This is a genomic window from Cupriavidus sp. SK-3 (genome assembly GCF_000611145.1).
Classification (GTDB): Bacteria; Pseudomonadota; Gammaproteobacteria; order Burkholderiales; family Burkholderiaceae; genus Cupriavidus.
Map to the genome: position 1 here is coordinate 1 of NZ_JFJV02000012.1, position 13,526 is coordinate 13,526.

Here is a 13,526-nt window from a genome sequence, read left to right on the forward strand (position 1 = left end):
TTGACGGCTCGCTTCGCATCGCGGGTTGGTGCGGCCCGCCCTTCGGGCGCTTCGCACGGCTACAGCGAATCGTTGTCTGGCCGCGGCGCTCTTGTTTTTGGTCCTCGGACATCGAAGGTCAGGGATTTCGCGCTAGCGGGATCCGGGCCTTCTGGCGGTCTCATTGCTTACGCAGAAACGGGTACGCTTTGGTCGTCCGGGCTGCGTTTATCCCGGATTCGCGCGTGTATCGGTGCGTGTGTCAGCCGGAGAAATTGCCGTGCCGTCCGGCGCCGCCGACAAAGCGGGCGGCGCCCTCGATGCCTTCCTGGAGGACGATCGGCGCGCCACTGGCGCCTTCGGCTCGCAGGGCGTCGGCCAGCGGCAGGTCCCATTGCCCATAGGCGGAGGCGCGGTCCGTCAGCATGCAACGTTGGGGAAAGGCGGCCAGTTCGTGCGCCAGCGCTTCGGCGGCGGCGCGGGCCTGGCCCGGCTCGACCAGGCGGTTGGCCAGTCCCATGGCCAGCGCTTCCTCGGCGGGCACGGCGCGGCCGGTGAGGATCATGTCGAGCGCGCGGCCCATGCCGACGATGCGCGGCAGCCGTACCGTGCCGCCGTCGATCAGCGGCACGCCCCAGCGCCGGCAGAACACGCCGAAGACAGCGCCGCGCTCGGCCACGCGCAAGTCCGCCAGCAGCGCCAGTTCCAGCCCGCCCGCCACCGCATAGCCGCTGACCGCCGCGATCAGCGGCTTGGACAGTGCCAGCCGGCTCGGGCCCATCGGGCCCGCGCCGCCGCCCTGCGGATCGNGCGGATCGAGTTCGTGGCGCCGTGCGGGGTCGCCCACCGCCGACAGGTCGGCGCCGCCGCAGAAATGGCCGCCCGCGCCCCACAGCACCGCCACGCGCAGGGCCGGGTCGGACTCGAAGTGCGCGAAGGACTCGCGCAGCGCCAGCGCCATGGGACCGTCCACGGCGTTGCGCTTGTCGGCACGATCCAGAATGATGGTGAAGACCGGGCCGTCGGCTTCGGTCCTGACATACGGGTTGGGCTTAATATCCATGCTCGCGTCCTCGGGGCCTGGGATGGTTAACGTGCTTATCAAGTGGCGATGGGGTGTTGGTTAGGTGTTTTTCCAAATACCAAAATATTTCATGAAATGATATATATGTGGTATTGGAAGAAATATTTGTGGTTTACCCTTCGCCGTTCACGCTGCCGACACTGCACTTGTTGCCGCCCTCATTGTCCCCGCTGCCGCTCATGCATGAAATAGAGATCCGCGAGCCCTCCGCCACCGACCTGGTGCTGGACCTGCTCTTCGGCCACCCGGAACGAACCCTGCCGGTGCAGGCGCTGGCGCGCGGCGCCGAGGTGATGGGCATCGGCACGCCCAGCGTGCGCGTGGCGCTGACGCGGCTGCAGCGCCAGGGCCGCATCGTCAAGACGGAGCGCGGCTGCTACGCGGTGCTGCCGGAGGGCAATCCGGTCTATGACGAGGTCGAGCACTGGTTTGAAAAGGAAAGCCGGCTGGAACACTGGGCCGGCGACTGGCTGGTGGTGCAGGACGCCGCGGTCGCGCGCAGCGAGAAGACCGCGTGGCGGCATCATGCGCGCGCGCTGGCGCTGTGCGGCTTCCGCACACTGGCGGCCGGCATCAATGTGCGCCCCGACAATCTCGCCGGCGGCGCCGTGGCGACGCGCACAGCGCTGTCCCGGCTGGGCATGGCCGGTGCCAGCCTGCTCTTCGTCGGCCGCGAGTTCGACGCTGATGCCGAAGCGCGCATGGAGCAACTGTGGGACGTGCCGGCGCTGCAATCGGCCTACCGCCGCGCGCTGGCGCAGCTGGAGCGCAGTCAGGCCAAGCTGGCGCGCATGGCGTCCGACGCCGCCGCGCGCGAGACCATGCTGGTGGGCCGCGCCATCATCCGCGCCATCGTGCGCGATCCGCTGCTGCCCGAGGCCATCATGGACCCGGCGCCGCGCCGCGCCCTGATCGAGGCCACCCGCGCCTACCAGTTGCAGGCGCGCGGCCTGTGGGTGACGCTGCTGGACGGCTGATCGCGGCCCGGTGCCCGCCGGGAGGCGTATGCGCACCATGCCTCGCCAAGCGGCGGCGACTCACGTAAACTGGCCGGAACTTATGCGGCGCATCGTGTCACTCAGTCAAGTGACGCGCACTGGCGTTGCCGGGACCTCACGGGCCCCGCCAGGTGCTTGCGCCGCATCTACGCTGGCCAAGACAAGGAGTACAGGGTGAGCATGCCCGATTTCGACATGGTGCTGTTCGGCGGCACCGGAGACCTGGCGCGGCGCAAGCTGCTGCCGGCGCTGTTCGATGCGCACCGGGCGGGTCTGCTGCACCCGAACGCGCGCATCCTTGCCACCGGCAGCCACCCCCTGACCACCGCGGACTATGTCGGCTCGCTGGAGCAAAGCGTGCGGCCCGGCCTTGAGCATGCGCCCCCGGAAGCCTGGGCCAGTTTCCTGGCCCGCATCAGCTACGTGCAGGCGGATGCCCGCGAGCCGGCGCACTTCGATGCGCTGGCGCAGAAGGTCCTCCAGCGCGCGCCCGAAGTGGTGGTGTGCTATCTCGCCACGGGTCCGCATATCTTTGTGCCCATCTGCGAGCAACTGGCGCGTACGGGGCTCAATCATTCCAATGTCCGCATCGTGCTGGAGAAGCCGCTCGGGCACGACCTGCATTCTTCCGATGCGATCAACTCGGCGGTGGCGCGGTTCTTCGCCGAAGACCAGATCTATCGCATCGACCACTATCTCGGCAAGGAGTCGGTGCAGAACCTGATGGCGATCCGCTTCGGCAATGCGCTGTTCGAGCCGCTATGGCGCCGCGAATGGGTGCAGGACGTGCAGATCACCATCGCCGAGGAGCTTGGCGTGGAAACGCGCGGCGACTTCTACGACAGTACCGGCGCGCTGCGCGACATGGTGCAGAACCACCTGCTGCAATTGCTGTGCATGGTGGCGATGGAGCCGCCCACCAGCCTGTCCGAAGACGCCATCCGCGACGAGAAGATCAAGATACTCAAGGCACTCAAGCCCATCACGCCGCAGGACGTGGCCGAGAAAACCGTGCGCGGGCAGTATCGCGCCGGCGCCGTGGGCGGCAAGCCGGTAGTGGGCTACCTGGACGAGAAGGGCATCGAGCCCGACAGCCATACCGAGACCTTTGTCGCCATCAAGGCCGAGATCGCCAACTGGCGCTGGTCCGGCGTGCCGTTCTACCTGCGTACCGGCAAGCGCATGCAGTCGCGCGTGGCGGAGATCGTGATCCACTTCCGCGATGTGCCGCATGCGATCTTCCCGCGTCCGCTGACCCTGTCGCCGCAGAACCGGCTGGTGATCCGGCTGCAGCCCGAGGAGAGCATCCGCCTGTATTTCCTGGTCAAGCAGCCCGGCGATACCGTGGCGCTCACCGGGACCTCGCTTGACCTGGACTTCGCCAACTCCTTCAAGGTGCGGCGCGCTGGCGCCTATGAGCGCCTGCTGCTCGATGTCATTCGCGGCCGGCTGGGTTTGTTCGTGCGGCGCGACGAGCAGGCGCAGGCCTGGCGCTGGGTCGAACCCATCCTGGATACCTGGGCGGACAGCACCGTGCCGCCCAAGCCGTATACCGCCGGCACCTGGGGCCCGGCCGCTTCGTCCGCGCTGATGTCGCGCGACGGCTCGCTCTGGCACGAAGAGGTCTAGCCGCGGCTTTGATTGCAGGTTCTTGCAAGTTCTTGCAAGCCTTGCCAACCATCACTCGAACAGGAGAAACCATGCGACGCTACGAACATACTTCCGAGGCGGACCTGGCCGAAGCGATGGCGATCTCGGTGGCCCACGCGCTGGAGATTGCCATCGGCGTAAACGGCTGGGCGGTGCTGGCGGTATCCGGCGGCCGCTCGCCAGTGCAGCTGTTTGAGCGCCTGCGCCACCGCACGATCCGCTGGGAGGCGGTCACCATTACGCTGGTCGACGAGCGCGTGGTGCCGCTGGACCATGACGACAGCAATGGCGCGCTGGTGCGCCGCCACCTGCTGCGCGAGGCCGCGGGCAAGGCGGCCTTCGTGCCGCTGGTGGCCGATGCCACCGAGGTGGCCGATCCGGCGAGCGCGGTGGCGCGCCTGAATGCGGCCTGGCGGCAGCCCGACGTGGTGGTGCTGGGCATGGGCGAGGACGGCCACACCGCCTCGCTGTTTCCCGAGGCGCCCGAACTGCGGCAGGCGCTGGCCGACACGCAGCCGGGCTACCTGGTGACGCATCCGCGCGAGGCGCCGCACGCGCGCATCACGCTGAACCTCGCGGCGTTGCTGGCGGCCGACCGCGTCTTCCTGTCGTTCGCGGGGCCGGCCAAGGCAGCCGTGTTCGCCAGCGCCTGCAAGGGGCCCACGCCGGCGCTGCCCGTCAGCCTGGTGCTGAGCCGGCATCGCCACGGCACCGATGTCTTCTCGGCCTGACGCCATGCAAGGCTATCCGCGCTTGCTGGGCGATGTCGGCGGCACCAATGTGCGCTTCGCGCTGGAGACCGCGCCGCAGCGCATCGGCCCGGTGACCGCGCTCAAGGTGGCGGATTTCCCCTCGCTTGAGGCTGCCATGCTGCACTACCTCGGCGGGCTGCCGCCCGGCAGCGCCAGGCCGCGTTACGCGGCGGTCGGCCTGGCCAATCCCGTGACCGGCGATCGCGTCAAGCTGACCAATCACGCCTGGGCGTTTTCCATTTCTGAGATGCAGCGCTCGCTCGGCTTCGACCTGCTGCTGGCCATCAACGACTTCACCGCGCTGTCGCTGGGTTTGCAACACCTCGGCGAGCAGGACCTGACGCTATTGCGCCCGGGCACCGCCGTGGCCGGTGCGCCGCGCGCGCTGGTCGGGCCCGGCACCGGCCTGGGTGTGTCCGGACTGGTGCCGGCGCGCTCCGGCCCGGCTGTGGCGCTGGCCGGCGAGGGCGGGCATATCGAGCTGATGCCGGAGACCGAAGACGAATGGACCGCCTGGCGCGCGGCCCATCAGGCCTTCGGGCGCGTCTCCGCGGAACGTCTTTTGTCGGGCATGGGACTGTCGCTGACGCACGCCGCGCTGCACGCAGAAACGGGTACGCCCCTGGCGCGGCAGCTCGCACCGGCGCAGGTAACGGAAGGCGCGCTCCACCGGCACGACCCGGTCTGCGAGCGCGCGCTCGCCGTGTTCTGCGGCCTGCTGGGGTCCGTGACGGCCGATATTGCGCTGGTGCTCGGCGCGCGCGGCGGCGTCTACCTGGGCGGCGGCATCCTGCCGCGCTTCGTGCCCGCGCTGCGGGCGTCTGCCTTCAACGCGCGGTTTGCCGCGAAGGGCCGCATGCGCGCCTACCTGGAAAGCCTGCCGGTTTACGTGATCACCGCCGGCTTCCCGGCACTGCCCGGACTGGCGCAGGCGCTGGCCGAGGCGATGGCTCATGGACTCCCCGACGCACAATCCAATCCAACCAGGCCAGCCTGAACCGGAAGAACTGACAATGCGAGTGCTGCTGGTGGAAGACGACGCCATGATCGGCGATAGCGTGAAGCTGGCGCTGCGCCAGGAAGGCTTCGCGGTGGACTGGGTACAGGATGGCGAGGCCGGCCTTGCCGCCGCCACCCAGTCGGGCGGACCGGACGGCGAAGCCTGCTACGCGCTGATCCTGCTCGATCTCGGCCTGCCCCGCCGCTCCGGCCTGGAGGTGCTGGCTGCGCTGCGCGCGCGTGGCGTGAACACGCCAGTGCTGATCCTGACCGCGCGCGACGCGGTGGCCGATCGCGTGGCGGGTCTCAATGCCGGCGCCGACGATTACCTTGTCAAGCCCTTCGACCTGCAGGAACTGGCCGCGCGCATGCATGCGCTGATGCGCCGCGCCGAAGGCCGCGCGGAGCCGCTGCTGCGCTATGGCGGCATCGTGATCAACCCCGTCACCCGCGAAGTCGCGCTCGACGGCGAGCCGGTGCGCTTGTCGGCGCGCGAGTTCGGCTTGCTGTCCGCGCTGCTGGCGCGGCCCGGCAAGGTGTGGTCGGTGGCGCAGCTCGAAGAGCGCCTGTACGGCTGGGGCGACGAAGTGGGCAGCAACACGGTGGAGGTCTACATCCACGCGCTGCGCAAGAAATTCGGCGCGGCGCTGATCCGCAATATCCGCGGCGTGGGCTATGTGGTGCCGAAGCTGGAGGACGGCGCGCCGTCTTCGTCCGGGAGCGCGGGCTGATGCGTTCCATCCAGAGAACCCTGCTGTGGTGGCTGGCGCTGGGCCTGCTGGCCGGCATTGCCATTGCCACCTTGCTGATCTATGGCCAGGCCCGGCAAGAAGCCAACGCGCTGTTCGATTACCAGATGAAGCAGGTAGCCGCCGCGCTGCCCAGCCAGTTCGCCAATCCGGTCACGCCGTCGTTCGCGCCGCCGGAGCCGCCCGACGGCGGCCTGTTCCACGCGGACGAGGACGTGGTGATCCATATCTGGGACGGCTCGGGGCGCAGCCTCTATCTCTCGCACACGCATCCGGCCCTGCCGCCGCGCGCCGAGCTGGGCTTCTCCAATGTCAGGACCGACGAAGGCGAATGGCGCATCTACAGCGTGCAGCTCGGACCTGCCGTGGTGCAGATCGCCCAGCCCATGTCGGCGCGCAGCCAGGTGGCCGCGCGCATGGCGTTGCGTACCGTGGCGCCGCTGCTGTTGCTGCTGCCGCTGATCGGCTGGGTGGTCTGGCTTGCCGTGGGGCGCGGCTTGCGGCCCTTGCGGGAGATCGCCGCCGGGGTGCGCCAGCGCGACATCAATGCCCTGGCGCCGCTGGCCGTCAGCAGCATGCCCGACGAGATAGCGCCCCTGACCGAGGCGCTCAACCAGTTGCTGGCGCGGCTGTCGCACGCCATCGATACCCAGCGTGCCTTCGTCGCCGACGCCGCGCACGCGCTGCGCACGCCGCTTGCGGCGCTGCAACTGCAAGCCCAGTTGGTGGAGCGCGCCGACACGGCCGAGGCACGCCAGGAGGCCGTGCGCAAGCTGCGTCAGGGGCTGGAGCGGTTGACGCATCTGGTGGCCCAGTTGTTGACGCTGGCGCGCCAGGAGCCAGGCGCGGCGGCGCCGCCGCATGAGCCGGTGGACCTGCGCGCGCTGGCGCAAGACGTGGTGGCCGAGATGACCCAGGCCGCGCTCGATCGCCAGATCGACCTGGGGCTGGATGCCGGCGCGGATGCCGGGCCGGCTATCGTGCGCGGCGATGCGGATGCGCTGCGCATCCTGCTGACCAACCTGGTCGACAACGCGCTGCGCTACGTGCCGGCCGGCGGCAAGATCGATGTGCAGGCCTGCCGCGTGAAGGCCGTGGCGGCCGGCGCGGCCGCGGACACGGTGCAACTCGTGGTGCGCGATGACGGTCCGGGGATCCCGGCCGCCGAGCGCGCGCGCGTGTTCGACCGCTTCTACCGCGTGCCGGAAGCCCCCACCGGAGGCAGCGGGCTGGGTCTGGCCATCGTGGCGGAGATCGCGCAATCGCACGGCGCGCGCGTCGCGCTGGAAGACGCGGCGCCGGGGCTGCGCGTGCGGGTGGAATTTCCCGCGGGCTGAATCGCGCTGCCTCCCGTGTCAGCCTACCGGCGTGAGCACCGGCTCCCCGGCAAAGTGCAGCCGGCTGTTCTCCAGGAACTGCCGCACCGATGCCGCGATGGCTTGCGGCGACCAGCCCGCCATGTGCGGGGTCAGGACCACATTGGGGCAGTCGAACAATTCGGCCGGCGGCTCGGGCTCGGTCTCGTACACGTCGAGCCCGGCGCCGCCGAGCTTGCCTGCGCGCAGGGCGTCGGCCAGTGCCGCGGTGTCGAGCACGCTGCCGCGCGCGATATTGACCACGAAGCCGCCCGGGCCGAGCCGGGCCAGCACCCCGGCGTCGACCAGGTGCCGGGTGCCGGAGCCGCCGGGCGTTGCGATCACCAGGTAGTCGGCCCATTCGGCCAGCGCGCCAGGCGTATCGAAATAGCGGAACGGCGCATCGCCGCGCGGCGTGCGGTTGTGATAGCCCACTTCCAGGTCGAAGCCCAGCCCGCGCTGCGCGATGCGCCGCCCGATGGTGCCCAGGCCAAGGATGCCCAGGCGCTTGCCCGACACATTGGGGCGCAGCGGCAACGCGGTGCGCCACTTGCCGGCGCGGGTGGCCTGGTCCAGCAGCGGTATGGCGCGCACGCTGGCCAGCAGCAGCGCCATGGCGTGGTCCGCCACGCAGCTGTCGTTGGTGCCGGCGCCGTTGGCGACCGTGATGCCGCGCGCCCGCGCATGGGCCACGGCGATGTTCTCGTAGCCGGCGCCCAGCGCGCACACCAGCTCCAGCGCGGGCATGGCGTCGATTTCGGCGGCGGTGAGGCCCGCCGAGCCGATCGTCAGCACCGCGCGTACGCTGGCGCCGGCCTCCTTGATCTGGGCGGTGCGGCTGGCGCTGTCGGGCGCGTAGCGTACCTCGTATTGTTCGGCAATCCACGAAAGGTGTTCGGTGCTGACGTGGCTGAGGACGAGCAGGAGCGGCTTCATGTTGGGCGGGATGTTCCGGGGCCGCCGGCGACGGGCGGAAAGAGGGCGGCTGGCTCCAGGGGCGGGGCCCAAGCTGCACCGCGGCATTGTAGCGGCGCTGCGCCAGGCTTGCAGGCGCGGGGCGGATGGGGGGCGATTATCAAATTTCCGCCAAGAGTGCTTCCCGTCCAGGGTGGATGATCGGACGGCGCCGCATGATCATAATGACCGGAACGGAGGAGGCCTTCCCTTCTCCCTCATCGGTTGACGATTAAAGGAGTCTTGCCATGTTCCCCGATTTCAAGGATGCCAGGGTGCTGGTGGTTGGCGGCAGTTCCGGCATCGGCTTGGCCGCGGCCACCGCTTTTGCCGCCCGCGGCGCGAACGTCATCATTGCCTCGCGCTCGCGGGACAAGGTCGATGCCGCCGTGCGCGGCCTGGCGGGCAGCGCGGGCACCGTGACGGGGGCCACGGTGGACATCACCGACGATGCCAGCGTGGCGCAATTCATGAGCACCGCCGAACCGTGGGACCACGTGGTGATCACCGCCGCGCAAACGCCGACCGGCGCGGTGCGCCAGTTGCCGCTGGCCGACGCTTATGCCGCGATGGACAGCAAGTTCTGGGGCGCCTACCGCGTGGCGCGCGCAGTGCCGATTCGCGCGCAGGGCTCGCTGACGATGGTGTCCGGTTTCCTGGGCGTGCGCCCGAGCAAGGCCTCGGTGCTGCAGGGTGCGATCAATGCCTCGCTGGACGCACTGGGCCGCGGGCTGGCGCTGGAGTTGTCTCCGGTGCGCGTCAATACCGTGTCTCCGGGCCTGATCGCCACGCCGTTGTGGGACAAGCTCGACGGCGCCGCGCGCCAGGCCATGTACGAGAGCGTGGCCGCGCGCCTGCCGGCGCAGCGCATCGGTCAGCCCGAGGATGTGGCGCAGGCCATCCTCTACCTGGCCGGTACGGGGTTTGCCACGGGTTCGACGGTGCTGGTGGATGGCGGCGGCGCCATCGGCTGAGCATCGCACCGAGGTGCCGAACGCACGCAGAAACGGGTACGCTTTGCCGCCGGGACGGGCCGGCATGACTTGAAGTGGTTCAGGAATGCCGTTCTAATGCGGCGGATGCGACTTCCTGGTCCCCCAATGAAACCTGCCTTCCTGTCTGCCTTGTTGTTAGCCACCGCTCTGGCGATCCCGGCCGCCCCCGCAGCGGCGGCGCCGTCCGCTGAGACGCAGGCCGAGGTGAGCCACCTGTTCTCCTATCTCGCCGGCTCGAATTGCCAGTTCAACCGCAACGGCAGCTGGTATTCCGCGCCTGACGCGGCCGCCCACCTGAAGAAGAAATACGACTACCTCGCCGACAAGGGCGCCGTCACCACTAGCGAACGCTTCATCGAACTGGGGGCTGGCAAGAGCAGCGTCAGCGGCAAGCCCTACCTGGTGAAGTGCGGCCAGGCGCAGCCGGTGGAGAGCGGCCCCTGGCTGGGCGCCGAACTCGCACGCTATCGCCAGAAGGCGGCGGGCAAGTAGGCCTGGCCGGACCGGCGCGCCGGCCGTCGGCAAGACGCTTTTCCGGCGCTTGCGGGCGCGTTTGAAGGCGCGCAGAAACGGGTACGCTTTTGCATTCCGGCACGCCGGACCGGATCGCGCGGCTGTGTCAGACAGTTTCCTATGGCGGCTCGGCAATCGCCGAACCATACTTCCCCTCGGACGGTACCCCAGGCGTATCGGCCAATGTGTCCTCACGGCCCGGCGCGCTACCTGCCGCGCGGGGTTCCTCTCAGGCGCATGCGATGCCGGTCCAGGCATGGTTTATCCAGGCGGCAGGTTTGGCTAAGGAGACTCCGGATGCAGACCGTCATATCCCATCACGAAAGCGAAAGCCAAAACCAAAACCAAAACCAAAACAAAAACGAGAGCGAAAGCAGTCGCGTGCCAGCCGCCACCTGGCGCCGGCTGACACACCGGGCCGGCGTGGCCGTGGCGGTCTGCAGTGCCCTCGCGGCGCTGGGCTGGATTGCCTGGATCTGCTGGCGGCTGGTCGGCGTGGGTTCACCAGGCAGCATGAGCTTTGTCGACGCCCTGGTGGTCCTGGTGATGCTGGTGTTCACCTGTGGCGCTGCCGTGGCCGTTTGCGCCGTGTGCGAAATGGGGCAGCGCTGAGCCGGCGGGCCGGCCTGATTTCGCCACGATAGCCGGGCACTTTGCACCGGACCGGGCGCACAGGCGGCGTGGCACCTCAGGTTTCCTGCGTCATCCTGCTCAAGTCTATCCATGCGTCGAACTGGGCCTCGGTAACATGGCCCGACGCCAGTGCCGCCTCGCGCAGCGACAGGTTCCGCCTGACGGCCAGGCCGGCAATCTCGGCGGCGCGGTCGTAGCCGATGTGCGGATTGAGCGCGGTCACTGGCATCAGCGAGCGCGCCAGCAGTTCGGCGATGCGCTCGCGATCCGGTTCCACGCCTTCCACCATGTGCTTGGCAAAGCTCGCGGTGGCGTCGGCCAGCAACGTGACCGATTGCAGCAGGCTGTACGCAATCACCGGTTTGTAGGCGTTGAGCTCCAGAGTGCCAAGTCCGTTGGCCAGCGTGATGGCGGTATGGTTGCCGATCACCCGGCAGCACACCATGGCCAGCGCTTCGGCCTGGGTCGGGTTGACCTTGCCCGGCATGATCGAGGAGCCCGGTTCGTTGGCCGGCAGCACCAGTTCGGCAAGACCGGCGCGCGGGCCGGACCCAAGCAGCATGAAATCGCGCGCGATCTTCAGGAAGGACGACGCAGTGGTGTTGAGCGCGCCCGACAGGTCGGCCAGCGCATCGTGCGAGGCCTGCAATGCGTATCGGTTGGGCGCGGGCTCGAACGGCAGGCCGGTGAAGTCGGCCAGCGCGCGCGCGAACGCGGCGGCAAAGCCATGCGGCGCATTGAGTCCGGTGCCCACCGCCGTGCCGCCCTGGGGCACCGGCATGGCGCGCAGCATGGCATGCTGCAGGCGCGACTGGGCATCGCCCACCTGGGCCTCGTAGCCGGAGAATTCCTGGCCGAGCGTCAGCGGCACGGCGTCCTGCAAGTGCGTGCGGCCCACTTTGACGATGTCGGCGAAAGCGTCCACCTTGCGCCCGAAAGCCTGCCGCAAGGTCTCCAGCGCAGGCAGCAACAGCAACTGGATCGTGCGGGCGGCGGCGATATGCATGGCGGTGGGAAAGCTGTCGTTGGAAGACTGGCTGGCGTTGACGTGATCGTTGGGATGCACCGGCTTGTTTGAACCCGGCTCGCCGCCGAGCAGCTGGATCGCACGGTTGGCAATCACCTCGTTCAGGTTCATGTTGGTCTGGGTGCCGGAGCCCGTCTGCCAGACCGAGAGCGGGAATTCGTCCGGCCATTTGCCGGCGATGACCTCCTGCGCCGCCTCTTCGATGGCATGGGCCAGTTCGGGCTTGAGCACACCCAGTTCGCGGTTGGCGCGGGCCGCGCAGAGCTTGAGGATGGCAAAAGCTTCGATCAGCGCGGGCGGCATTTTCTCGGTGCCGATGCGGAAGTTCTGGCGCGAACGCTCGGTCTGCGCCCCCCACAGGTGCCCGGCCGGCACCGGCACGTCGCCAAGGCTGTCCTTTTCGATCCGGGTGGCGGCTGGCTTGCGCGCGGACATGGCATTCTCCTGTTCGGTCGGCGGACGGCTCCGAAACAGATCCTGGCTTTGCCGCGCCGGCTGGAAGTGCAATGTGACCTGGCCGCAGCGGCGGGTTGCGGGCTCAGGCCTTTAGAATACGCCGCGTGGCCGCGGTCCGTTGTCCGCAGGCATGAATGTCAATCCCCGTATGCGGTGAAAAAATACACAAGGAGCCCCTTATTTCGCTCCTTGTTTTATAGAAACAAGCATAAATTCCATACAAACGCTAAATGTCGGGGCCACTCGCGCTGCGCCCCGGACCTGCCGGCCTGCGTCGCGGGCAGGCGCGGCGAAAAGCTGTCGCATATCCCCGCTTGTGGAGGGGGAGGGTTCACGCCGGAGCCGGAAGCTGTCAGTCTGTCGACGCCCGTCCGCCCCGGCCGGCCAGTCTGTTGGGGCGGAGTGGCTGATAAAACATTTCAACCTGCATAATGTGATCTTTGGTTATCTTTTCTTTGCGAGATCACGGAGCTGCATGTTGCACGGATGAAACATGGCCGGCCGACGGACTATTGTTGCGCACGAAGCATTTGCGGATAAGCCTGGGCGGTAACAAAATGGGCTTCAACAATAAATATATTTCGGCGAGTATTTAAAACAGGAACTCGGGGTGAATCAAGCGATTCTTCAGTATTTGACTGAGCGCCATTGCTCATCGCAATGGCGTGACGTCTTGTCAGCGTTGGGCGAGGAACTGGCGGAAAGCCTGGATCCGGCGAGCCTGCGCGCCGTCATGTGGCGCGTTGGTGCGCGTTTTGCTCAACGTTTCGACCCGGGCGCGTGCGCCACGCTCGCCGAACTCGAACGGGCCATCGCCCAGATCTGGCTGGACGTGGACTGGGGCTGGACCAGCATCGAGGATGCCGGCGGCGCCCTGGTGATCCGGCACTACTGCGCACCGCTGAGGGCTGCGCTCGGAGACGCTGCCGACGACTGGTCGCCGGCGTTCCTGGAGGGGGCGTACCAACACTGGTTCCGTATGCTTGGCTCGTCCGAGGCCCTGCGGGTCAGCCAGAGTACGCCGATTGATCCCACCGGATGCGTTGAATTCCGGTTTGGGCGTTGAGGTGCTGCGGTGGTTTGCCGCAGGTCCGCCCCGGCGCACCGCCCTCCATCCTTGCGTGAGTGAGATGCCATGAGTCAATCCGACGATTTGTCCAAGCTGTTCCAACGCTTCGGCGGCAGGACGGAGACGTATAAAGAGATTGTGCGCGAAGACGCCGCGGCGCAAGCGCGCGAGCGCTGGCCGCTGCTGTCGGCTATGCGCGTCGACCGCGCCGCCGTGGTGCCGGCAGTCCAGCCCGCAATGCCGCCCGGGCATGAATTTGCCCGCCCGGCAGCGGAGCCGGCCGCATCGCCCGCGCCACTGTGGCGGGCCGCGG

General features: G+C 68.3%; 14 protein-coding genes and 1 pseudogene. 11 read left to right on the top strand and 4 right to left on the bottom strand.

Annotated elements, in window-relative coordinates:
• Positions 1–241: 241 nt before the first annotated feature.
• A partial coding sequence (locus CF70_RS00800) for a crotonase/enoyl-CoA hydratase family protein (protein WP_235184840.1) occupies positions 242–788 on the bottom strand: 547 nt, incomplete at its 5' end.
• A 1-nt stretch (position 789) separates the two neighbouring features.
• A pseudogene (locus CF70_RS37220) lies at positions 790–1,042 on the bottom strand (enoyl-CoA hydratase-related protein); the annotation flags it as partial.
• 200 nt (positions 1,043–1,242) lie between these two features.
• On the opposite strand from CF70_RS37220, the gene CF70_RS00805 reads away from it, so the two are divergent.
• From CF70_RS00805 to CF70_RS00830, 6 genes are all read left to right on the top strand, one after another.
• Positions 1,243–2,040, top strand: a complete 798-nt coding sequence (locus tag CF70_RS00805; RefSeq protein ID WP_035859158.1) for a PaaX family transcriptional regulator C-terminal domain-containing protein — start codon at positions 1,243–1,245, stop codon at positions 2,038–2,040.
• A gap of 201 nt (positions 2,041–2,241) precedes the next feature.
• Positions 2,242–3,690, top strand: a complete 1,449-nt coding sequence (zwf, locus tag CF70_RS00810; protein ID WP_051647951.1) for a glucose-6-phosphate dehydrogenase — start codon at positions 2,242–2,244, stop codon at positions 3,688–3,690.
• A gap of 71 nt (positions 3,691–3,761) precedes the next feature.
• Complete coding sequence (gene pgl / locus CF70_RS00815; protein WP_035859133.1) at positions 3,762–4,442, top strand: 6-phosphogluconolactonase; 681 nt, start codon at positions 3,762–3,764, stop codon at positions 4,440–4,442.
• 4 nt (positions 4,443–4,446) lie between these two features.
• Complete coding sequence (glk, locus tag CF70_RS00820; RefSeq protein ID WP_152561652.1) at positions 4,447–5,460, top strand: glucokinase; 1,014 nt, start codon at positions 4,447–4,449, stop codon at positions 5,458–5,460.
• Between the two features lie 16 nt (positions 5,461–5,476).
• Positions 5,477–6,193 (top strand): response regulator transcription factor, encoded by a 717-nt coding sequence (locus tag CF70_RS00825; protein ID WP_035859136.1) that lies wholly within the window; start codon positions 5,477–5,479, stop codon positions 6,191–6,193.
• Entirely contained in the window at positions 6,193–7,548 is a 1,356-nt protein-coding gene (locus CF70_RS00830) for an ATP-binding protein (RefSeq protein ID WP_035859138.1), read from the top strand. The genes CF70_RS00825 and CF70_RS00830 overlap by 1 nt, the downstream gene beginning before the upstream one ends.
• 18 nt (positions 7,549–7,566) lie before the next feature.
• Here the strand turns inward: CF70_RS00830 and CF70_RS00835 are convergent, their stop codons facing one another.
• The gene (locus CF70_RS00835) at positions 7,567–8,502 is read right to left on the bottom strand and encodes a 2-hydroxyacid dehydrogenase (protein ID WP_035859140.1); all 936 of its coding nucleotides are present in this window, start codon (positions 8,500–8,502) and stop codon (positions 7,567–7,569) included.
• A gap of 266 nt (positions 8,503–8,768) precedes the next feature.
• Here CF70_RS00835 and CF70_RS00840 point away from each other — a divergent pair, with 266 nt between their 5' ends.
• From CF70_RS00840 to CF70_RS00850, 3 genes are all read left to right on the top strand, one after another.
• Entirely contained in the window at positions 8,769–9,494 is a 726-nt protein-coding gene (locus tag CF70_RS00840) for an SDR family oxidoreductase (RefSeq protein ID WP_035859141.1), read from the top strand.
• 126 nt (positions 9,495–9,620) lie between these two features.
• Positions 9,621–10,007 carry a DUF5329 domain-containing protein gene (locus tag CF70_RS00845; RefSeq protein ID WP_035859145.1) on the top strand — a complete coding sequence of 129 codons (387 nt, stop codon included), beginning with the start codon at positions 9,621–9,623 and terminating at the stop codon, positions 10,005–10,007.
• A gap of 318 nt (positions 10,008–10,325) precedes the next feature.
• Positions 10,326–10,640: a hypothetical protein gene (locus CF70_RS00850; RefSeq protein WP_035859148.1), complete on the top strand. Its 315-nt coding sequence runs from the start codon at positions 10,326–10,328 to the stop codon at positions 10,638–10,640.
• A gap of 76 nt (positions 10,641–10,716) precedes the next feature.
• Here CF70_RS00850 and CF70_RS00855 read toward each other — a convergent pair whose 3' ends face one another.
• The gene (locus CF70_RS00855; RefSeq protein ID WP_035859150.1) at positions 10,717–12,123 is read right to left on the bottom strand and encodes a class II fumarate hydratase; all 1,407 of its coding nucleotides are present in this window, start codon (positions 12,121–12,123) and stop codon (positions 10,717–10,719) included.
• Between the two features lie 631 nt (positions 12,124–12,754).
• Here CF70_RS00855 and bcsD point away from each other — a divergent pair.
• Together bcsD and bcsP are read left to right on the top strand one after the other, a co-directional pair.
• The gene (gene bcsD, locus CF70_RS00860) at positions 12,755–13,210 is read left to right on the top strand and encodes a cellulose biosynthesis protein BcsD (protein WP_035859153.1); all 456 of its coding nucleotides are present in this window, start codon (positions 12,755–12,757) and stop codon (positions 13,208–13,210) included.
• Between the two features lie 69 nt (positions 13,211–13,279).
• Positions 13,280–13,526: cellulose biosynthesis protein BcsP (bcsP, locus tag CF70_RS00865; protein ID WP_035859155.1), on the top strand; the 247-nt coding region annotated here is incomplete at its 3' end.